Raw genomic sequence first — 20,406 nt, forward strand, 5'->3', positions numbered from 1 at the left:
AGCCCTGCGCGACTCGAGCCCGCTGTCACGCGCCCTGGAACCGGGCCCCCACCCCTCCGAGAAGGCCCGGCTCCGTCGGGACGCGTGACGTCCCTCGGTCGATCGGCCGCCGCGGCCCCCGGCGCGAGGACGGGAAGCGCGGGGCGCGGTCGATCACACGCAGAACGGTAGGCGCTCGGACGGGGGCGGCACATGCGCTGACATGGCCATTCGACGATGTAAGCGCCGGGCGGCGGCGATGTGTAGAGAACCCGCCGGGATCAGCGTCCGCCGATCACCCATGCGGCAATCTGTGTACGTGTGGAGAAGCCCAGCTTGCCGAGGATGTTGGCGACGTGCCGCGCGGCGGTGGCCGGGCTGATCACCAGTTCGTCGGCGATGGCCCGGTTGCTCAGCCCGCGGGCCACCAGCTCGGCGATCTCGCGTTCCCTGGCCGTGAGCCTGCTGTCCTGGGCGGCGGGGACGACCGGCGCGGCCGGCAGCTCGGGCAACGGCCCGCCGAGCGCGCACGAGACCGCCTGGTCGGCCGTCATCGCCAGGCCCTCGGCCCACAGCAGCGCCACCAGGGCCTCGCCGAGCCGGTCGCGGGCGGGGGCCAGCAGCTCTTCGGTGCGGGCGTCGGGGCGGCGGTCGCGCAGCCCCAGGGAGGCGGCGGCCAGCAGGACCGCGCGCCGGTCGTCGCCCTCGGCCGCGACCAGGCGCGCCCAGGCCGCCAGCCGCCGGGCGATGCTGTCGCGCAGGCCCGCGTCGCGGCTGAGCACCAGCGCCTCGGTGAGCCGGGCGCGAGCCTCGGCCAGGTCGCCCTCGTCCAGCGCGACGCGGCCGAGCCCGGCCAGGCAGCTCACGATCTGCTGCCTGGCGTCGATGTGCCGCAGCAGGCGCAGGCCGGCCTCGTAGTGCCGCCGGGCGCCCAGCCGGTCGCCGGTGCGCCGGGCGATCTGGGCCAGGCCGACGTGCCCGTAGGACTGGCCGAGGTGGTTGTCCAGCCGTTCGCTCAGCGACAGGACCTCCTCGAACGCGCGCCGCGCCTCGTGCAGGCGGCCGGCCCGCAGGCCGAAGTCGGCCCGGGTGCCCTGGGCGAGCGACTCCAGGATCGGGTCGCCGCGCCGCCGCGCCGCCTCCAGGGCCGAGGTCAGGGGCTCCTGGTCGCCGGTCGCCTGGGCCAGCATGATCAGGCCCACGGCCTCGCCGTAGGCGTCCTGGGCGTCGACGCACAGCGCCAGCCCGATCTGTACGCACCGCGCCGCGAGCCCCGTCTCGCCGGCCGCGAGCGCCAGCTCACCGCGCAGGATCATCGCCTGCCCGCGTAAACCCTCGGGCACGTCGGGGGCGTCGAGCGCGAGCAGCCGGTCGAGCCGTTCGGCGATGTCCAGCCGCCGCCCGCTGGCCATGAGCAGGTAGCGCACGTCGGTCAGCAGCTGCAGGGCGGTCTGCGGCGACCCGCTCGCCACGGCCCAGTCGCAGGCCGCGCCCACCTCGGCCTTGAGCCCGTCGAACAGGTTGACGAAGCGCTCGACCACGGGCCACGACGTGCGCGTGCCCGGCGCGAGGACGTCCTTGAACCGCCCGGCCAGCCCGGCGAGCGCGGCCAGGTGCGCGCGGCGCAGCGCCGCCTCCTCGCCGGACTCCGCGAGCTGCTCCAGCGCGTATTCGCGGACGGTCTCCAGCAGCCGGTAGCGGGCCTGGCCGGCGACCTCGCCGTCGAGCACGACCAGCGACTTGTCCACCAGGTCGCACAGGCGCGGCAGCACGTCCTCCTCGGGCAGGCCGGTGCCGGCGCACACCGCTTCGGCCAGGTCGAGCGTCCAGCAGGAGCGGAAGGCCGCCACGCGGCGCAGCAGCAGGCGCTCCTGGGGGCTGAGCAGCCGGTAGCTCCAGTCGACGGCGGCGCGCAGCGTACGGTGCCTGGCGTGGGCCGTACGGGCGCCGCCCGCCAGCACCCTGAACCGGTCGTCGAGCCGCTCGACGAGCTGCCTGACCGACAACACCCGCACCATGGCGGCGGCCAGCTCGAGCGCCAGCGGCAGCCCGTCGAGCGCCTGGCACAGCTCGATCGCCAGCGGCAGCGTCTCCTCGTTCAGCTCGAAGCCAGGACGCGCGGCGGTGGCCCTGGTCACGAACAGGCGCACGGCCTCGCTCTCCTCGCCGACGAGCGAGAGCGGCGGCACCCGCCAGACCGTCTCGCCCGGCACCCGCAGCGGCTCGCGGCTGGTGGCCAGCACGGTGAGCCGCGGGCAGGCGCCGAGCAGGTCGCGGCAGAGCTCGGCGCACTCGCCGACCACCGGCTCGCAGTTGTCCAGGACGAGCAGCACCCGGCGGCCGCCGATGGTGTCCGCCAGATCCTCGGCGATGCCGAGCGCGGCGCAGACCCGCTCCCGCAGCTCGCCCTTCTCCACGTCGGCCAGCTCGACCAGCCACACGCCGTCGGGGTGCTCGGCGGCGACCCGGGCGGCCAGGCGCAGGGCCAGGCGCGTCTTGCCGATGCCCCCCGCGCCGCACAGTGTCACCACGCGCGAGACGCGGCCGAGGTGGGCCAGCTCATCGAGATCGGACTCCCGGCCCACGAACTGGTTGGGCTCGGCCGGCAGGTTGCGGAAATCGGCGGTTCGCAGCATCACTGTGAGTGTGGCATCAACTACCGTTCGCGCCCAGACTCAAATCGGTGGAGAACTCGGCGGCCCGCGGTCAGGCCAGCGCGGCCTCCAGCACCGTGCGGGCCACCTGCGCCACCGCACCGGCCCGGGGGCCGGGCTGCTCCAGCACCACGCCGACCGCCACCTCCGGGGCGGTCGCCGGGGCAAACGCCGTGGCCAGCGCGTGCTCGCCGCCCGTCGCGGCAATCTTGGCGGCCACCTCGACGCCGGGGACGGCGACGGCCGCCCCCGGCCCGCCCGCGTGCGTCTCCGTGGTCATCATCGCGGCCAGGTAGCGGGCCTGGACGGTCGTCATGGTGGTGCGGTACGGCTGCGGCCCCGCCTGGCCGAGCAGCGAGCCGTCCGGCAGGCTCACCTCCTCCACCAGGTACGGCCGCATCAGCACGCCGTTGTTGGCCACGGCCGCCGACAACATCGCGACCATCAGCGGCGTCGCCCGGTCCTGGTCCCGGCCGACGGCCGACAGGGCGGTCCGCGTCCGGTCCATGCCCTGCGGGTACGTGCTGGGCGCCGCGGCCATCGGCACGCGCAGGTCCCCGTCGCCGAACCCGAACGCCTCGGCCTGGTCCCTGAGGCTGTCCTGGCCGAGCCGCACCCCGATGCCCGCGAACGCGGTCTCGCACGAGGTCTGGAAGGCGCGCAGCAGCGTGGGCCGGGGCCTGCCGCACGGACCGGCGAGCGAGGCGGGCAGCCGCGGGCGGAGGGCGGCCTCCACGGGGGCCGTGGGCGTGTACTCGCCCGAGGCCAGCGCCGCGGCCGTGGTCACCAGCCTGAACGTGGCCCCGGGCGGATAGACCTGGTCCAGCGCCCGGTTCAGCAGGGGCCGGCCGGGGGCGTCGCGCAGCCGGTCGAGGGCGCCGTCGAGCCGGGCGGGATCGAAGGTGGCCAGCGTGTTGGGGTCGTAGGACGGGTAACTGGCCAGGGCAAGGATCGCGCCGGTCGCCGGGTCGATGGCCACGGCCGCCCCGGGCACGCCGGCGGCCTCCAGGGCGTGGTAGGCGGCCCACTGGGTGCGCTGGCCGATGGTCAGCCGCACGTCGGCGCCCGCCACGTCGCCGTCGCTGACCATCGAGCGCACCTTGACCTTGGCGTCGTCGCCGGACAGGACGCCGTCCTCGGCCTCCTCCACGCCCGTGGAACGGTAGAGGGACATGTAGCCGGTCACGGGGGCGTAGAGCTCGCCGTCGGTGTAGACCCGCTGGAACCGGTACGGGCCGCCGCCGGGCGTCGGGCGGCTCCTGGCCACGGTCGCGCCGTCGTAGGTCAGGATGTCGCCGCGCGGACGGGCGAACCGGGCGATGAGCGAACGCTCGTTGCGGCGGTCGGCGTTGAGCGCCCGCGCCCCGAACGCCTGGACGACCGTGACATGGGCCAGCAGGACGAACAGCAGGGCCGCGCAGAGCACGGCCATGCGGCCCAGCGGGACGTCGATCTGCTTCGCCCTGGTTCCCGCCATGGTCCTTGGTCTAACAACCGGACCACCAAGGCAGGGCTACAGGACGCTGCGGTAGTAGGAAATCTTGCGGTGGATGTAGTTCTGGCGCTCGGCCAGGTTGGCGATCTGGGCCTGGACCTGCCGGTCGTGCTCCTCCAGGAGCCTGATGCGGTCGGGGATCGTGTCGTCGCCGCCGCGGACGAGCTCGGCGAAGCGCAGCAGCATGGCGATGGGCATGCCGGTGTCGCGCAGGCAGCGGATCATGCCGAGCCAGCCGACGTCCTCTTCACTGAATCTGCGCTGACCGGCCGCGTTGCGCTCCACGCGCTCCAGCAGGCCGATCTTCTCGTAGTAGCGGAGAGTGTCGAGGCTGAAGCCGGTCTCCTCGACGACCTCGGCGGGGGTGTACACGCTCACGCGTCCCAGTCTTTCACCTGGAGCGCACTCCAGGTCAACGCCTTGACATGGAGTGCACTCCAGGTCCGAGGGTCTGGCCCATGAACATCGCACTCGGCACCATCCCGTTCGGCACCGGCGTCGGCCTGCGGGAGACCTTCGCCATCCTCGACCGCTTCCAGGACGCCGGCGGCACCATGCTGGACACCGCCAACAACTACCCCTTCTGGAACGAGGGCCGCACCGGCGACGAGAGCGAGGAGGCCATCGGCGCCTGGCTGGCCGCGCGCGGCAACCGGGACCGCGTCTTCATCGGCACCAAGGGCGGGGCCCGGCCGACCGTGCCCGGCGACCGCACCCTCGGCTCGGCCGAGGGCCTGTCGGCGGCGGCCGTCGCGCGGGCCGCCGAGGGCAGCCTGCGGAGGCTGCGGACCGACTACGTCGACCTGTACTGGTCGCACATCGAGGACCGTTCGGTGCCGCTGCACGAGACGCTCGGCGCCCTGAACACGCTGGCCGAACAGGGCAAGGTCCGCGCGCTGGGGGCGAGCAACATCGCCGCCTGGCGGCTGGAGCGGGCCAGGAACCTCTCGGGCGCGCACGGCTGGCTGCCGTACGGCCACCTCCAGCTCCGCCACACCTACCTGCGCCCGCGGCCCTTCACCCGGCTCCCGGAGGGCGGCCACACGCTGGCCTCGGACGAGACCCTCGACTACGTCGCCGCCGAGTCGGACGTGACGTTGTGGGCCTACAACACGCTGATGTCGGGGGCCTACACGCGGGCCGACCGGCCCATGCCGGAGGTCTACGACCACCCGGGCACCGCCCGCCGCCTGGCCGCGCTGCGCGAGGTGGCCGTCGAGCTGGGCGCGACGCCCAACCAGGTGGTGCTGGCGTGGCTGATGGCCGACGGTCACGTGCCCGTGGTCGGCGTGTCCACGACGGCCCAGCTCGACGAGGTCGTCGGCGCGGCGGACGTCAAGCTGGACGCCGAGCTGCGCGCCCGGCTGGACGCCGTCGCATAGGGGATCAGGGCAGGTGGTCGGCGAGGTAGCGGCGGACGAGCTGCTTGCACTCGGCGATCAGGTCGGCGTCGCCGCCGGGATCGGCCCGGAAGGCGAGCTTGAGCACGGCGTCGGTGGCCTCGACGGCCACCACGAGCGCCCGGTCGAGCCCGGGGCCGGCGGGTGCGTCGAGCAGGGCGAGGGTGAGGGCGCGCAACCGGTCGGCCACGATGACGTTGTTGTCGAGGGCGCTGTCGAGCGTGCGGTTGGTGCCCTCCAGCGGCGGCCCGCCCGGGGTGGGCAGGACCTCGCCGAAGTCGACCACCGCGAACCCGGGGGTGGTGCGCTTCATGTCGACGAACTCGTCGATGGCCAGGTCGACCAGGTCGGTCCAGTGGCCGAGGTCGGCCTCGGCGATGCACTGGGTGACCCGCTGGAGGAACGCCTCCAGGTTGCGCAGCGCGAGGGCGCGCACCAGGCCCTGCTTGTCGTGGAAGAACTGGTAGAAGGTGCCGATGGGGACCTCGGCGCGGCGCGCGACCTCCTTCGTGGTCAACGCCTCGTAGCCCACCTCGTCGAGCAGGAGCGCGCACTCGTCGAGCATCCGCTCCACCCGCTCCACGCTCCGGCGCTGGGCGGGACGGCGGCGCAAGGTACTCGTCATGCTCTCCATCCTGGCTTATTACCAGCAGGTACAGACCGGCCACTTTGTCGTCCGTTAACATGAGCCATACTCGCATAAAGGAGCCGAGATGTTCTTATGGGGTACGGCGACCGCCGCCTACCAGATCGAGGGCGCGGTGGCCGAGGACGGCCGGGGCGCGTCCATCTGGGACACCTTCGCCCACGAGCCCGGCCGGACCAGGGACGGCCACACCGGGGACGTGGCCTGCGACCACTACCACCGCTGGCGCGAGGACGTCGCCCTCATGTCCGGCCTCGGCGTGAACGCCTACCGCTTCTCCATCGCCTGGCCGCGGGTGCAGCCGCTCGGCGCCGGCGAGGTCAACCCCGCCGGCCTCGACTTCTACGAACGCCTCACCGACGGCCTGCTGGCGGCCGGCATCCAGCCCGTGCCGACGCTCTTCCACTGGGACCTGCCCCAGGCCCTCCAGGACCGGGGCGGCTGGACGGACCGCGACACGGCCGGCCGCTTCGCCGACTACGCCGCGATCGTCGCCGAGCGCCTGGCCGACCGCATCCCGCTGTGGATCACCCTGAACGAGCCGTTCGTCCACATGGCCTTCGGCCACGCCATGGGCATCCACGCCCCCGGCCAGGCCCTGCTGCTCGACGCCCTCCCCGTCGCCCACCACCAGCTCCTCGGCCACGGCCTGGCGGCCGGGGCCCTGCGCGCGGCGGGCGCGCGGCAGGTGGCCATCACCAACAACTGCACGCCGGTCTGGCCCGCGTCGCAGGAGGAGGCGGACGTCAAGGCCGCCGACGCCTACGACGTCCTGCACAACCGGCTGTTCAACGACCCGGTGCTTCTCGGGAAATATCCAGATCTTTCGGCCTACACAGCCGACCTCGACTTCATCCACGACGGCGACCTGGAGACCATCTCCGCCCCCCTGGACGCCCTCGGCATCAACTACTACAACCCCACCCGGATCGCCGCCCCGCCCCCCGGCGAGCTGCTCCCGTTCACCGACACCGGCGTCACCGGGTATCCCACCACCGCGTTCGGCTGGCCGGTCGTCCCCGACGGCCTTCGCGAGCTCCTGACCGGACTCAAGGCCCGGTACGGCAGCGCGCTTCCGCCGATCCACGTCACCGAGAACGGCTGCTCCCAGCCCGACGAGCTCACCCCGCAGGGCACGGTCGAGGACCAGGCCCGCATCGACTACCTGCGCGGCCACATCGACGCCGTCATGGCCGCGCGGGCCGAGGGCGTGGACGTGCGCGGCTACTTCGTCTGGTCGCTGCTGGACAACTTCGAGTGGGCCGAGGGCTACCACCAGCGCTTCGGCCTGGTGCACGTGGACTTCGCCACGGGCCGCCGCACGCCCAAGGCGTCCTACGCGTGGTACAGGGAGCGCGTCGCTCAGAACACCGACACGTGAACGTGGTCGTAGTGGTTGGCGGTCACGCCGCCCCGGTCGGACATGGGGTCCCAGCCTCCGCCTGACCGGATGTCGTAGTAGCGCTGCTTCCAGATGATGTACATGACGCCGATCCGCGAGCCGTTCTTGATGAGCCATTCGGCCAGGGCGTCCCCGCGGTCGGCGTCGGCCCCGGAGGCCATGGTGCCGCCGCGGGACATCATGAAGTCGCAGGCCCGGCCCTTGCCGTGCTCGCCGGGGTCGCCGGGGCGCAGGCAGCCCACGCCGTACTTCATCGGGAAGTTCTGCATGATCTCGGCGCGTACCGTGATCATGCGCTGGGTCAGGCCCTCGGCGCCGCCGGGCTGCTGGAAGCCGTACTTGGCGAGCAGCCGCTCGATCTCGCGCCGCTTGCCCTGAAGGGTCTTGATCTCCTTCTTCAGCTTGTTGATCTTGTCGTTGGCGTTGAGCTTGGCCTCTTTGGACTTCGCGATGAGCTTCTGGATGCTCTGGACGCGCTCGGTCCGCTCGGTGGCCATGTACGACATGTTCGCGGCCTGCCCGAGCGCGGTGGCCGGGTCGACGCTGAGGCCGAACAGCTGCATGCCGTCGAGGGGGCCGTTGACGTACGTCTGGCGCGCGATCTCGGCCACGCCGGCCTGGGCCGCGGCCAGGCGCGCCGCCAGGTCGCCGGAGGTGTCGGTGGCGTTCTTGGCCTGGATCCTGATCTCCTCCAGGCTCTGGATCTGGCCGCGGTAGAGGTCGTTGAGCCGGGACGCCTGCTTGGTGAGTCTGCGCAGCTCATCGATGTTGGGATCGGCCGACGCCGGCTGCGGGGAGGCGAGCCCGAGCAGCCCGGAGAGGACGACGAAGACCGCGGCGAGCCGCCAGATCCTCACACCCGTCCCCTCCTCGCATAGACGGACCGAAACTATAGAAGATGATCTTGATGGCTGTCATCCGAACCAGCCAACTGACGCACCTTTGGCGAGGTACATAGTCCTTTGTCGGAAATAAGGAAGATCTAAAAGATTGGGCCTTGTGGAGGGCTTGATCCCGGTCTGAGATGGCGATCGAACTCGTCTCTGCGAAGGGGCAGATCGTGTCTCGAATCATGACCATCGCCGCGGCCGTGCTTCTCGGCCTGGGCACCTCCCTCGTCCCCCTCACCGCCGAGGCGTCGGTCGATCCGCTGCCGCCCGGCGACCGCATCGACCTCTACCAGGTGGACGGCAAGCCGGGCACCGCCCAGTTCCTGCGGGAGAAGGGCTTCGACGTCGTCCAGCACGAGAACGGCGGCGACAAGGAGCACGTCGAGCTGACCGCCGCCCAGGCCGACCTGGCCGGACTGGCCAAGCTCGGCCTGCGGCCCGAGCCCGTGCGCAACCCGCAGGGGCAGAGCAACCTCCAGGCCGCCAAGGCCCAGGCGGCCGGCGGCTACACGGTGTGGCGGTCGTACTCCGAGCAGGGCGGCATCGCCGACCAGCTCAGGGCGATCGCGAACGCCAACAGGGACATCGTCAAGCTGCAGTCCATCGGCAGGACGCTCAAGGGCCAGGACATCCTCGCCGCCAAGGTCTCCACCGGAGCCCGGCTGCTGCCCGACGGCCTCAAGCCCGCCACGCTCTACTCGGCCACCCAGCACGCCCGCGAGTGGATCGCCGCCGAGGTGGACATGCGGCTGCTGAAGTACGTGGTCGCCAACAGGTCGGCGCTGCGGGACCTGCTCAACCGGACCGAGCTGTGGTTCGTGCCGGTGGCCAACCCCGACGGCTACGACTTCACCTTCACCGAGGGCAACCGCCTGTGGCGCAAGAACCTGCGCGACAACGACGGCGACGGGAAGATCGCCAACGGCGACGGCGTGGACCCGAACCGCAACTTCCCCACGAACTTCCGCTACGACGAGGAGGGCTCGTCGAGCATCCCGAGCAGCGAGACCTTCCGCGGGACCGGCCCGGCCAGCGAGCCCGAGACCAGGGCCATGGACGGCCTGCTCAACCGGGTCAGGTTCGAGATGAACCTGAACTACCACTCCTTCGGCCCGCTGCTGCTCTACCCGAGCGGGTTCCAGATCGCCACGAAGACCGCGGACAACCCGATCTACGAGGCCCTGACCGGCGACGACGACGCCCCGGCCGTCCCCGGGTTCGACCCCGACCTCGGCGCGGAGCTCTACACCACGAACGGCGACACCAACGACCACGCCCACGCCCGGTACGGCACCCTTTCCTGGACGCCGGAGCTCGACGAGGGCTGCGACGGCTGCGGGTTCGTCTTCCCCGACGACGAGGCGGCGGTGCAGGCGGAGTTCGCGAAGAACCTGCCGTTCGCGCTCGACGTCGCCAGGTCCGCGGCCGACCCGGTCGAGCCGGTCAGCCACCTGGGCAACAGGACGCCCGACTTCGTGCTCGACCCGTTCGAGTTCAGCTACGGCACCGACCAGGCCGTCCAGGTCACGGCCAAGCGTAAGGTCGGCCCCGTCCTGCTCAACTACCAGGTCAACGGCGGCCGGACGAGGATCGCGCCGACCGGCGAGTGGAAGGGCGGCGAGCGGTACGGCAAGGGCTACGACCGCTACTACCACCGGCTGCGCGGAAAGATCACCGGCACCCGGCCGGGCGACAAGGTCAAGGTCTGGTTCAGCGCGATCGGCAGGAAGAGCGGCGACTTCACCTACACCGTGCAGGACGACATCGGCGGCAAGGTTCTCGTACTGGCCGCCGAGGACGTCACCGGCCTCAGCCCGGCCCAGGGCGGGACCGAGGCCAAGTACGCCGCCGACTACGTCAAGGCGCTCCAGGACGCCGGATACCCGGCCGACGTCTACGACATGGACAAGATGGGCCGCAAGGCTCCGCACCCCCTCGGCGTGCTCAGCCACTACAAGGCGGTGGTCTGGGAGACCGGCGACGACGTCATCCCCCGCTCCCCCGGGCAGGTCGCCGGCACCACGTCGAAGGGCGGCGTGGACACCGAGCTGGCGGTGCGCGACTACCTGAACGAGGGCGGCAAGCTGCTGCACGCCGGCAAGTACCCCTCGTACGCGGCCAACAACAACGGCGCGTACTACTACGAGCCCGACCAGCCCGGCCACCCCGAGTGCACGGTCCCCGACGACCCGCCGTGCATCCAGGTGTTCAACGACTTCCAGCAGTACTGGCTGGGCGCCTACGTCTTCTTCGACGACGGGGGCACCGACCAGGCGAGCGGGCAGCCGTTCGCGCTGAAGGGCAACGGCGGCAAGTTCGAGGGCTTCGCCGGCACGCTGCAGCCCGGCCACACCAACTCGTTCGTGGCCACCTCGGCCATCCTGCCCCCGGCGCAGTTCCCGCTGTTCGCGAGCTCGGCCCAGGTCAAGTGGGTACGCCCCGGCGGCCCCTTCGACCCGCACACCGGCTCCTGGGACGTCTACAGCGGCATCGCCGACGTCTCCTGGAAGCGGCTGACCACGACCGTGGACCTGACCGGCAAGAGCTCCGGCGACCTGTCGTTCTGGACGTCCTACGACACCGAGGCCGACTGGGACTTCCTGACGGTCGAGGCGCACACCGCGGGCGCCGACGACTGGACCACCCTCCCCGACGCGAACGGCCACACCTCGCAGAGCACCGGCGAGAGCTGCAAGGCGGAGAACAGCGGCGGCTGGCGGGTGATCCACCCGTTCACCCAGCACTACCAGGGCGCGGCCTGCGAGCCGACCGGGTCCTCCGGCGCGTGGCACGCCGCCTCGGGCAACTCCGGCGGCTGGCAGCAGTGGAAGGTGGACCTGACCCCGTACGCGGGCAAGCGGGTCGAGCTGTCGATCTCCTACCTCAGCGACTGGTCCACCCAGGGCGCGGGCGTCTTCCTCGACGACGCCAAGGTCACCCTGGACGGCGCGGCGGCCGGTGACACCTCCTTCGAGTCCGACCTCGGCGGCTGGGCCGTGGCCGCGCCGCCGGCCGGCTCGGCCCCCTCGATCAACAACTGGTTCCGCACCGACCAGGTCTTCGAGGAGGGCGGCGGCATCGTCACCGCGGACACCGTCTATCTGGGCTTCGGCGTGGAGAGCCTGAGCGACCAGGCCGCGCGTACGGACCTGGTCAGGCGGTCGATGCGGCACCTGCTGGGCGACCCCCGCTAGCGACGCCCCGAGGGGCGCGGCACACCGCTGCCGCGCCCCTCTTGCGTGCACGGACAGAACATGGTTCGGTCGCCTTGAGGCGTACGCGCAGCAAGCAAGCATTCGGTCAAGCAGGAGGCTCACGACATGCGCCAGCACGACAAGCTGTTCATCGGGGGCGAATGGGTGACCCCGGCGGGCACCGGGACGATCGACGTCATCTCCCCCCACACCGAGGAGGTCGTGGGCCGCGTCCCCGACGGCACCGCCGAGGACATGGAACGCGCGGTGGCCGCCGCCCGCCAGGCGTTCGACCACGGGCCGTGGCCGCGCATGACGTTCGCCGAGCGGGCCGCCGTGATCGAGCGGCTGGCGGCGATCTACAACGAGCGCCAGGGCGAGATGGCCGCCCTGATCACCGAGGAGATGGGCTCGCCGATCACCTTCTCCAACCTCGCGCAGGCGCCGCAGCCGCTCGGCATGCTGCAGTTCTACGCCGGGCTGGGCAAGGAGTTCGCCCAGGAGGAGGAGCGTCCCGGGCTGTTCGGGCCGATCACCGTGCGGCGCGAGCCGGTCGGCGTCGTCGCGGCCGTCGTCCCGTGGAACGTGCCCCAGTTCGTGACCATGACCAAGGTCGCGCCCGCGCTGCTGGCCGGGTGCACGATCGTGCTCAAGCCCGCGCCCGAGACGCCGCTGGACGCGTACCTGCTGGCCGAGTGGGCGGCCGAGGCCGGGATCCCGGCGGGCGTGCTCAACATCGTGCCCGCCGGGCGCGAGGTGAGCGAGCACCTGATCTCCCACCCCGGCGTCGACAAGGTGGCCTTCACCGGCTCCACCGCCGCCGGACGCCGCATCGCCTCCATCTGCGGCGAGCAGCTCAAGCGGGTCAGCCTGGAGCTCGGCGGCAAGTCCGCCGCGATCATCCTGGACGACGCCGACCTGCAGGCGAGCATGGGCTTCCTGGCCATGGCCACGCTGATGAACAACGGCCAGGCGTGCGTCGCCCAGACCCGCATCCTGGCCTCGCGCAGCCGGTACGACGAGGTCGTGGACGCCGTGGCCAACATGGTCAACTCCCAGCCCGTCGGCGACCCGGCCGACCCGGCGACCGGCATCGGCCCGCTGGTGGCCAAGCGCCAGCAGGAGCGCGTCGAGGGCTACATCAAGATCGGCATGGACGAGGGCGCCAAGGTCGTCGTCGGCGGCCTCGACCGTCCCCGCGACCGCGGCTGGTACGTCGCGCCCACGGTCTTCGCCAACGTCGGCAACGACATGCGCATCGCCCGCGAGGAGATCTTCGGCCCGGTCCTGGCGGTGATCCCGTACGAGGACGAGGCCGACGCCCTGCGCATCGCCAACGACAGCGACTACGGCCTGGCCGGCACGGTCTGGACGGCCGACACCGAGCGCGGCATGAACGTCGCCCGCCAGGTGCGCACCGGGACCTACGGCGTCAACTGCTTCATGCTGGAGTCGAACGCGCCCTTCGGCGGCTTCAAGGCCAGCGGCATCGGCCGCGAGCTCGGCCCCGAGGGCCTGAACGGCTACCTGGAGTACAAGACGATCGCCCGGCTGGGCTAGCGGCGGCGAAGAGGGGCCCCGCGCGCCGCGGGGCCCCTCTTGCGTGCCGGGGAAGGCACCCAGCGTGCCCCCGCGACGCTAGGTGCCGGATCCGCCGCCTACAGTCGGCGACTGCCCGGCTACTGAAGTATGTCCCACGGTCACCGCCAAGGCGGTTTCCTTCCCCGAGGACTTTTCTCCCGGCGGATCCTTTCCATCCGTCTTAGGTAGACGGGTATTACTCACGAAAGGTTCGAGGAGATCCATTTACCGATACGCCGGATGAGTTCGGGGCCGGCGGCCGACTCCGCGTGCCCGTAGCCCGGCTCGATCCACAGCTCCTTGGGCTCGCGGGCGCCGTCGTAGAGCTGGTGGGCGTGGTCCAGCGGGAAGAAGGCGTCGGCGTCGCCGTGCACGACCAGCAGCGGCGCGGGCGAGACCAGGGCGGCGGCCTCGTGCGGCGGCATCGGGATCGGGTCCCACTGGCCGCTCGCGATCCTGGTGCGCTTGGCCAGCCGGGCGGCGAACCTGCCGAACGGCTGCTCGATGGCCCAGTGGACCTGGCGCATGGGCTTGGTGCCCCGGTAGTACCAGCGCGCCGGGCCGCTGACCGCCGCCACCGCGTCCACTCCTCGGCGCAGCGCCGCGTGCCGGACGGCCACCGCCGCCCCCATGGAGAAGCCCACGACCGCGACCCGGCGGTAGCCGACCACGCGGGCATGCCGTACGGCGGCCTCGACGTCGAGGATCTCCAGGTCGCCCACCGTCGTCTCGCCGCCCGAGCGGCCGTGCCCGCGGAAGTCGAACGCGAGCACGCCGCCGTAGCCGCTGAGCACGTGCGCGATGCGGCGGGCGGTGCGCTCGCGCCAGGATCCGGTGAAGCCGTGCGCCATGACGATCCCGATGTCGCCGGCCGCCGAGGGGGTGTGGGCGGCGTCGATGCGGACACCGTCCTCGGTCCTGAGCATCACCGGGAAATTGGGCGCGAAAGGCATGAATACCAGCTTATTCGTGGTCCGTTTCCAGGCCGTGCTCGGTGGCCCACACCGCGATCTGGGCCCGGGAGGCGAAGCCCAGCTTCTCCATGATGTTGGCGACGTGCCGGGCCACCGTGGCCGGGCTGATCACCAGCTTCATGGCGATGGCCCGATTGCTCAGGCCCCCGGTGAGCAACGCGGCGATCTCCAGCTCCCGGCCGGTCAGCCCGCCCTGCCAGGCCCCCGGCGACGGCCCGGACGGCCCCGCGGGAACGGCCTGGCCGGGATCGAGCACCCGCCTGGCCACCTCGTCGGGCGACTGCCGGGCCCCCTTGGCCCACAGCAGCGACACCCGGCCCTCGCCGAGCCCGGCCCTGGCCCGCGTGAGCAGCTCCTGCACCGGGCCGGGGACGCCGTACTGGCCGATGGCCTCGCGCAGCGCGGTCGCGGCGGCGGCGGCCAGCACCGCGCCCTCCAGGTCGCCCTGCTCGGCCGCCAGCGCCGACATGGCCGTCAGCGCCCGCACCACGCCCCTGCGCTGGCCGGTGCGGGTGCTCAGCGCCAGGCTCGCGGCCAGGTGCAGCCGGGCGGCCGGATAGTCGTGCATCCGGGCCGCCACCCGGCCCAGCTTGGCCTGGCAGCGGGCCAGCTCGACCCGGTTGCCCATGTCCTCCAGCAGCGGCAGGGCCGAGGTGTGGCAGGTCATGGCGGCCTCCAGGTCGCCCGCCGCCTCGGCCACCGCGCCCAGGTGGGTCAGCGCCCTGGCCAGCGTCCAGTGGTGGCCGGCCTCCCTGGCCAGGGCCAGCGCCTGCTCGCCGCGCCGGCGGGCCTGGCGGAGCTGGCCGCGGAACAGCGCCAGGTTGAGCTGGGCGATGCGGACCGTGGCCAGGTTGAACAGGTCGTCGTGGGCGGTGGCCGCCGCCTCCAGCTCCTCCAGGTAACGCAGCGCCTTCTCGCTCTGGCCGGTGCGGAAGAACACGGCCAGCGCCACGCTGTAGGTGACGCCCAGCCAGTGGGTGTACGGATGCCTCTTCTGCTCCTCCACCCCCTGCACGACCAGCTCCTCGGCGCGGGCCAGCTCGTCGCAGATCTCCAGCCCGTACGCCAGGCCGCCCTTGGCCACGGCGACCACGTCGGAGGGCACCAGGGACAGGTCGAGGGCGAGCAGCCGCTGGTGCCAGCCGACGGTCTCGCCCAGCTCACCGCGTACGGCCAGGATCGCCAGGGCGGCGCGGGCCAGGCGCAGCCCGAGCACCGGGTCGGCCGACTCCACCGCCCGCTCCACCGCCGCCCGGCAGTCGTCCATCAGCGCCCGGCCCCTGACGAAGTGCGGGACGCGGGCGGACCAGGGCATGCGCGGGTCGAGCGTGCCGGCCTGGTAGCAGTGTTCCATCTCCTCGCAGATCACCCGCAGGTGCCGGTCGCGCAGCCGGGTCAGCTCGCCCGCCTCGGCCAGCCGCTCGGCGGCGTACTGCCTAATGGTCTCCAGCAGCCGGTAGCGCCCGTCGTGGTGGAGCACCAGCGACTTGTTCACCAGGCCGTTGAGCAGGTCGAGCAGCTCGGCCCTGGGCACGATGCCGCCGTCGGCGCACACCCGTTCGGCCACGACCAGGTCGAACAGCCCGGCGAACACCGACAGCCGGCGCAGCAGCACGCGCTCCTTGGGCCGCAGCAGGTCGTGGCTCCACTCGACGGTGGCCAGCAGGGTGCGCTGGCGGGCGGGCGCGGTGCGGTCGCCCCTGGTCAGCAGGGTGAACCGGTCGCCGATGCGGTCGGCGATGCGGCCCGGGCTCATCAGGCTCGTGCGGGCCGCGGCCAGCTCCAGCGCCAGCGGCAGGCCGTCGAGCGCCCGGCACAGGCGGACGACGTCGTCCATGCTGCCGGTCACCGACCGGGCCCCCGCCGCCAGCGCCCGCTCGACGAACAGCAGCACGGACTCGGCGTCGGGATGGTGGTCGTCGGGCAGTTCCAGCGGCGGCACCCGCCAGACCAGCTCGCCGGGGATGCGCAGCGGCTCGCGGCTGGTGAGCAGGAAACGCAGCTGGGGGCAGTCGGCGATCAGGCCGGCGACCAGCTCGGCGCAGCGGTCGACCAGATGCTCGCAGTTGTCGAGCACGATCAGCGCCCTGGCCTCGCGCAGCCGTACGCGCAGGCCGTCGAGCAGTCGCCCCGGGGCCTCGTCGCGGACGCCGAGCACGCCGGCCATCTCGTTGACGATCAGGGCGGGGTCGGCGAGACGGGCCAGCTCGACCAGCCAGACGCCGTCGGCGAAGCCCGGCGCGGCCCTGGCCGCCACCCGCAGCGACAGGCGGGTCTTGCCGATGCCGCCGACGCCGCTCAGCGTGACCACGCGTTCGTCGTGGACCAGCGTGCTCAGCTCGGTCAGGTCACGCCCGCGGCCGACGAAACGGTTGGGCTCTGCGGGCAGGTTGTGCGGAACTGGCGGAGTCATGTCGGTGCCCAGGGTCAGCGGAGGATCACAGGTGCGCTCAGTCTCCACCTCCGGCCGACCGCGTGCGATCACTTTCCGTGGACTGTCCGCGACTGCGCGGATACGGATGCCGCCCGCCCAGCTCGGCCACGCTCATCACGATCCGCACGCGCGACTCCTCGGCCGCCTCCAGCGCCTCCGGCACGTCGGAGATCATCACCCGTGCGCCGCTGGCCCGGATGCGCTCGCCCAGCCCGGCACGGTCGAGGTCGGCGGGCACCGGCCAGACGACGCCGCCCGCCGCCATCACCGCGTCCGCCGCCACCAGCAGGTCGGGCCCCACGGGCAGGCAGACGAGCACCGTGTCGCCCGCGCGCACCCCTCTGCGCCGCAACTGGGCGGTCGCGATCGCCGACCGCTCGTCCAGTTGCTTCTCGGTGAGCTCCACGCCCGTCCCGGAGTCCACCATGACGATGTGCTCATCCATGGCGTCCACGGTAGGGAGGGGGTCACGTGCCTACATGGGGCGGAATATGCAGATCCTTATGCAGAAGCGCTGGGGTGCTCGGCGGCCCACACCGCGATCTGCGCGCGCGAGGTGTACCCCAGCTTCTCCATGATGTTGGCGATGTGCCGGGCGACCGTGGCCGGGCTGATCACCAGTTCCTCGGCGATGGCCCGGTTGGACAGGCCGCGGGTGAGCAGGCCGGCGATCTCCAGCTCGCGCACGGTCAGCAGCGAGTGCCTGACCGGCTCGGCCGGCACGGGCGGCGGCGCCGCGGGCCGCTCCCCCGCCAGCACCTGGCGGGCGGCGGCGTCGGGGCTCATCGCCCGGCCGCGCGACCACAGGGAGGCCGTACGGCCCTCGCCGAGCTTGGCGCGGGCGCGCGAGAGCAGTTCCTCGATCCTGATCGTGGCCGAGTGCTGGCCGATCGACTCGCGCAGCGTGGCCGCGGCGGCGGCGGCCAGCACCGCGCCGTCGAGGTCGCCCTCGTGCTCGGCCAGCACCGACAGGCCGGCCAGGCATCGGGCCACCCCCTGCCGCTGGCCGGTCTGCCGGCTCAGCGCGAGGCTGTCGGCCAGCCGCTCCCTGGCCGCGGCGAACTCGCCCAGCATGGCCGCGACCCGGCCCACCCTGGCCAGGCAGCGCGCCAGCTCCGAGTCGCTGCCCAGCTCGCACAACCACGGGACGGCCAGCTCGTAGCGGGACTTGGCGGTCTCCAGGTCGCCGCGGGCCTCGGCCACCGCGCCGAGCTGGGCGGCCATCCTGGCCATGAGCCAGCGGTGGCCGTGCTCGCGCGCCCGCGCCAGGGCCTCGTCGCCCAGCCTCTGGGCCTCGCGCAGCCGGCCCCTGGTCAGCGCCACCGCCGACAGCCCGGCCAGCCCCGCCGCCTGGTTCCAGGCGTCGCCCGACTCGGTGGCCTCGGCCAGGCCCCGCTCGGCGTGGTGCAGCGCCTCGTCGATGCGGCCCATGCGCAGCAGGACGACGACCACGAGGCTGTGCATGACGCAGCGGGTGAACACGTTCTCCTCGCCCAGGCCCGCCAGGCTCTGCGTGGCCACCTCCAGCGACCGGCTGAGCTCGTCGCGGGCCTCCAGCCCGTAGGCGAGGTACGCCTTGCCCTGCGCGATCTGCCCGTCGGGGACGGTTTCGAGGTCGAGCGAGAGCAGCCGCTCGATCCAGCCGACGATCTCGGTCAGATTGCCGGAGATGGGCAGCAGGGCGGTGCTGGCGGCGCACAGGCGCAGGCCGAGCCGCGCGTTGCCGGACTCGGCGGCCCAGTCGAGGGCGGCCCGCTGGTCGTCGAGGAGCTGCTTGCTGGCCGTCAGGCACTCCAGCCGCTCCGGCCAGGGCACGCCCGGCCGGACCATCTCGGTCGTGAAGTGGCGTTCCTGCAGGTCGCACAGGACGGTGAGGTGCCGCTCGCGGACGTCCTCGCGCTCACCGGCCCGGTCCAGCCGCTTCATCGCGTACCGCTTGATCGTCTCCAGCATCCGGTAGCGCCTGCGTTCCTCGTCGCACAGCACGAGGGACTTGTCGACCAGGCCGCCGAGGAGGTCGACGATCTCGTCCCGGGCGATGGGCCGCTCGGCGCAGACCTGCTCGGCCAGGTCGAGGTCGAAGTCGCGGGCGAAGACCGACAGCCTGCGCAGCAGCACCTGCTCCTTGGCCGACAGCAGGTCGTAGCTCCAGTCGACGGTGGCCAGCAGCGTGCGCTGCCGCGCCGGGGCCGTACGGCCGCCCGTGGTCAGCAGCGAGAAGCGGTCGTCGAGCCGGTCGGCGATCTGCCCGGGGCTGAGCAGGCTCGTACGGGCCGCCGCCAGCTCCAGGGCCAGCGGCAGCCCGTCGAGCGCCTGGCACAGGCGGACCACGTCGGGCAGGGTGTCGGGGCCGAGCCGGGTGCCGGCGGCGGCGGCCCGGTCCATGAACAGCTGCACCGACTCGGCGTCGGCGTATCCCATCTCGGGCAGGTCGAGCGGCGGCACCCGCCAGATCAGCTCGCTGGCGATGCGCAGCGGCTCCCGGCTGGTGGCCAGGATGCTCAGCCGGGGACAGCAGGCGACCAGCTCGGCGGCCAGCCCGGCGCACCCATCGACCAGGTGTTCGCAGTTGTCGAGCAGCAGCAGGCAGCGCAGCTCGCGCAGCCGGGCGGTGACGGTGTCGAGCAGCGGGCGCCCGCTCTCCTCGCGCACCCGCAGCACCCGGGCGATCTCCTGGACGATCTGCTCCGGACGGCTGACCCGGGCCAGCTCGACCAGCCACACCCCGCCCGGATAACCGCCCACCAGCCCGGCGGCCACCCGCAGGGCCAGCCGGGTCTTGCCGATGCCGCCGACGCCGCACAACGTGACCACGCGCGTCTCGCCGAACAGCCCGCGCAGGTCGTCGAGGTCGCGTTCGCGGCCCACGAACCGATTGGGCTCTGCTGGAAGATTGTGCCGGGGGGCCTCTGGCATGTGTTCACCCTGCGTCGCCGAAGGATCACACTCTTGCACAGTGTCGCACTTTTCACAGGCCAAGCGAGCTGACGATCGCCCTTTCGTCCACAACGCGCAGAATGGGGTTTCCCAGCAGCCGCCTGGCGACGTCGTACGGCGCCACGACCATGGTGGCCCTGCGCTCGGCGGCCAGCACCCGGCAGCCGATGACGGTCGGCTCGTTGGCGGCGATCACCACGTGGGCGCCGGACATCAGGGCCAGGTCGAGCACCCGCAGCCCCTTGAGCAGGTCGCCGGCCGCGTTGACGACGACGTCGTCCTTGCCGACCACCAGGCGGGCGGCCAGGTTGCGCAGGTCGGCGGCGAGCTCGTCGTGGTCGAGCACCCGGCCGCCGCCCGGCGCCAGCGCCGCGCCCGCCAGCGGGCCGAACTCCACCGGGCTCGCGTTGAGCAGCCCGGCGAACGGCAGCGCGCCCGGCGAGGGGCGGAAGGCGTAGACCCGGTCCGCGGCGGGGCTGCCGGGCTCGCGGGGGCCGCGGGTGATCATCATGCGGACCGGGCCCGAGCCGTCCAGCACGGCGACGCCGCCCGCCCAGGCCACCGCGTGGACCGCCACCACCAGCGAGGCGCCGAGCGGCAGGTCGATGAGGACGCGGTCGCCGTAGGTCAGCCCGTCGCGCCGCAACCCGCCCGCCGCGCGGGTGACCCGCCTGGCGAACTGCGCGTACGACAGCACCTCGCCGGTCCTGACGTCGCTCACCGCCGGCTGGTCGCCCTTGCTCGGTGCCGAGCCCATAACCAGCTCTGTCCACGTCATGACGACAATGTAGGGACCGCGGCGGCTCCTGCCATGCACACA

14 protein-coding genes are annotated in these 20,406 nt (G+C 72.6%); 4 read left to right on the plus strand and 10 right to left on the minus strand.

Annotated elements, in window-relative coordinates; genetic code table 11:
• Positions 1-260: 260 nt before the first annotated feature.
• The 3 genes from ABZ459_RS22005 to ABZ459_RS22015 all read right to left on the minus strand — a co-directional run bounded on the left by ABZ459_RS22005 (position 261) and on the right by ABZ459_RS22015 (position 4,506).
• Positions 261-2,615, minus strand: a complete 2,355-nt coding sequence (locus tag ABZ459_RS22005; protein WP_357972973.1) for a LuxR C-terminal-related transcriptional regulator — start codon at positions 2,613-2,615, stop codon at positions 261-263.
• A 70-nt stretch (positions 2,616-2,685) separates the two neighbouring features.
• Positions 2,686-4,110 (minus strand): penicillin-binding transpeptidase domain-containing protein, encoded by a 1,425-nt coding sequence (locus tag ABZ459_RS22010; protein ID WP_357972976.1) that lies wholly within the window; start codon positions 4,108-4,110, stop codon positions 2,686-2,688.
• Positions 4,111-4,146: 36 nt separating this feature from the next.
• Entirely contained in the window at positions 4,147-4,506 is a 360-nt protein-coding gene (locus tag ABZ459_RS22015) for a MerR family transcriptional regulator (RefSeq protein WP_352352118.1), read from the minus strand.
• Positions 4,507-4,586: 80 nt separating this feature from the next.
• On the opposite strand from ABZ459_RS22015, the gene ABZ459_RS22020 reads away from it, so the two are divergent.
• Complete coding sequence (locus ABZ459_RS22020; RefSeq protein ID WP_357972979.1) at positions 4,587-5,510, plus strand: aldo/keto reductase; 924 nt, start codon at positions 4,587-4,589, stop codon at positions 5,508-5,510.
• A gap of 4 nt (positions 5,511-5,514) precedes the next feature.
• Here ABZ459_RS22020 and ABZ459_RS22025 read toward each other — a convergent pair whose 3' ends face one another.
• Positions 5,515-6,153, minus strand: coding sequence for a TetR family transcriptional regulator (locus ABZ459_RS22025; RefSeq protein WP_357972982.1), 639 nt, complete (start codon positions 6,151-6,153; stop codon positions 5,515-5,517).
• Between the two features lie 88 nt (positions 6,154-6,241).
• On the opposite strand from ABZ459_RS22025, the gene ABZ459_RS22030 reads away from it, so the two are divergent.
• Positions 6,242-7,555, plus strand: coding sequence for a GH1 family beta-glucosidase (locus ABZ459_RS22030; protein ID WP_357972985.1), 1,314 nt, complete (start codon positions 6,242-6,244; stop codon positions 7,553-7,555).
• Here ABZ459_RS22030 and ABZ459_RS22035 read toward each other — a convergent pair.
• Positions 7,537-8,433 carry a hypothetical protein gene (locus tag ABZ459_RS22035; protein WP_357972988.1) on the minus strand — a complete coding sequence of 299 codons (897 nt, stop codon included), beginning with the start codon at positions 8,431-8,433 and terminating at the stop codon, positions 7,537-7,539. The two genes, ABZ459_RS22030 and ABZ459_RS22035, sit on opposite strands and share 19 nt — an antisense overlap.
• A gap of 203 nt (positions 8,434-8,636) precedes the next feature.
• Between ABZ459_RS22035 and ABZ459_RS22040 the strand changes: the two genes are divergently transcribed.
• Both ABZ459_RS22040 and ABZ459_RS22045 read left to right on the plus strand, forming a co-directional pair.
• Complete coding sequence (locus ABZ459_RS22040) at positions 8,637-11,660, plus strand: M14 family zinc carboxypeptidase (RefSeq protein WP_357972991.1); 3,024 nt, start codon at positions 8,637-8,639, stop codon at positions 11,658-11,660.
• Between the two features lie 126 nt (positions 11,661-11,786).
• Positions 11,787-13,220, plus strand: a complete 1,434-nt coding sequence (locus tag ABZ459_RS22045; RefSeq protein WP_357972994.1) for an aldehyde dehydrogenase — start codon at positions 11,787-11,789, stop codon at positions 13,218-13,220.
• A gap of 221 nt (positions 13,221-13,441) precedes the next feature.
• On the opposite strand, the gene ABZ459_RS22050 is transcribed toward ABZ459_RS22045, so the two are convergent.
• The 5 genes from ABZ459_RS22050 to ABZ459_RS22070 all read right to left on the minus strand — a co-directional run bounded on the left by ABZ459_RS22050 (position 13,442) and on the right by ABZ459_RS22070 (position 20,364).
• Positions 13,442-14,194: an alpha/beta fold hydrolase gene (locus tag ABZ459_RS22050; RefSeq protein WP_357972997.1), complete on the minus strand. Its 753-nt coding sequence runs from the start codon at positions 14,192-14,194 to the stop codon at positions 13,442-13,444.
• A 10-nt stretch (positions 14,195-14,204) separates the two neighbouring features.
• Positions 14,205-16,628 carry a LuxR C-terminal-related transcriptional regulator gene (locus ABZ459_RS22055; protein ID WP_357973000.1) on the minus strand — a complete coding sequence of 808 codons (2,424 nt, stop codon included), beginning with the start codon at positions 16,626-16,628 and terminating at the stop codon, positions 14,205-14,207.
• A 37-nt stretch (positions 16,629-16,665) separates the two neighbouring features.
• Positions 16,666-17,094, minus strand: a complete 429-nt coding sequence (locus ABZ459_RS22060; RefSeq protein ID WP_357973003.1) for an AMP-binding protein — start codon at positions 17,092-17,094, stop codon at positions 16,666-16,668.
• Positions 17,095-17,150: 56 nt separating this feature from the next.
• Complete coding sequence (locus tag ABZ459_RS22065; protein ID WP_357973006.1) at positions 17,151-19,517, minus strand: LuxR C-terminal-related transcriptional regulator; 2,367 nt, start codon at positions 19,515-19,517, stop codon at positions 17,151-17,153.
• A gap of 100 nt (positions 19,518-19,617) precedes the next feature.
• A complete protein-coding gene (locus ABZ459_RS22070; RefSeq protein ID WP_357973009.1) occupies positions 19,618-20,364 on the minus strand; it encodes an AMP-binding protein in 747 nt (248 codons plus the stop codon).
• Positions 20,365-20,406: the final 42 nt, after the last annotated feature.

The sequence above is a fragment of the Nonomuraea sp. NPDC005692 genome, from assembly GCF_040631115.1.
In the GTDB taxonomy this organism is placed as follows: domain Bacteria; phylum Actinomycetota; class Actinomycetes; order Streptosporangiales; family Streptosporangiaceae; genus Nonomuraea.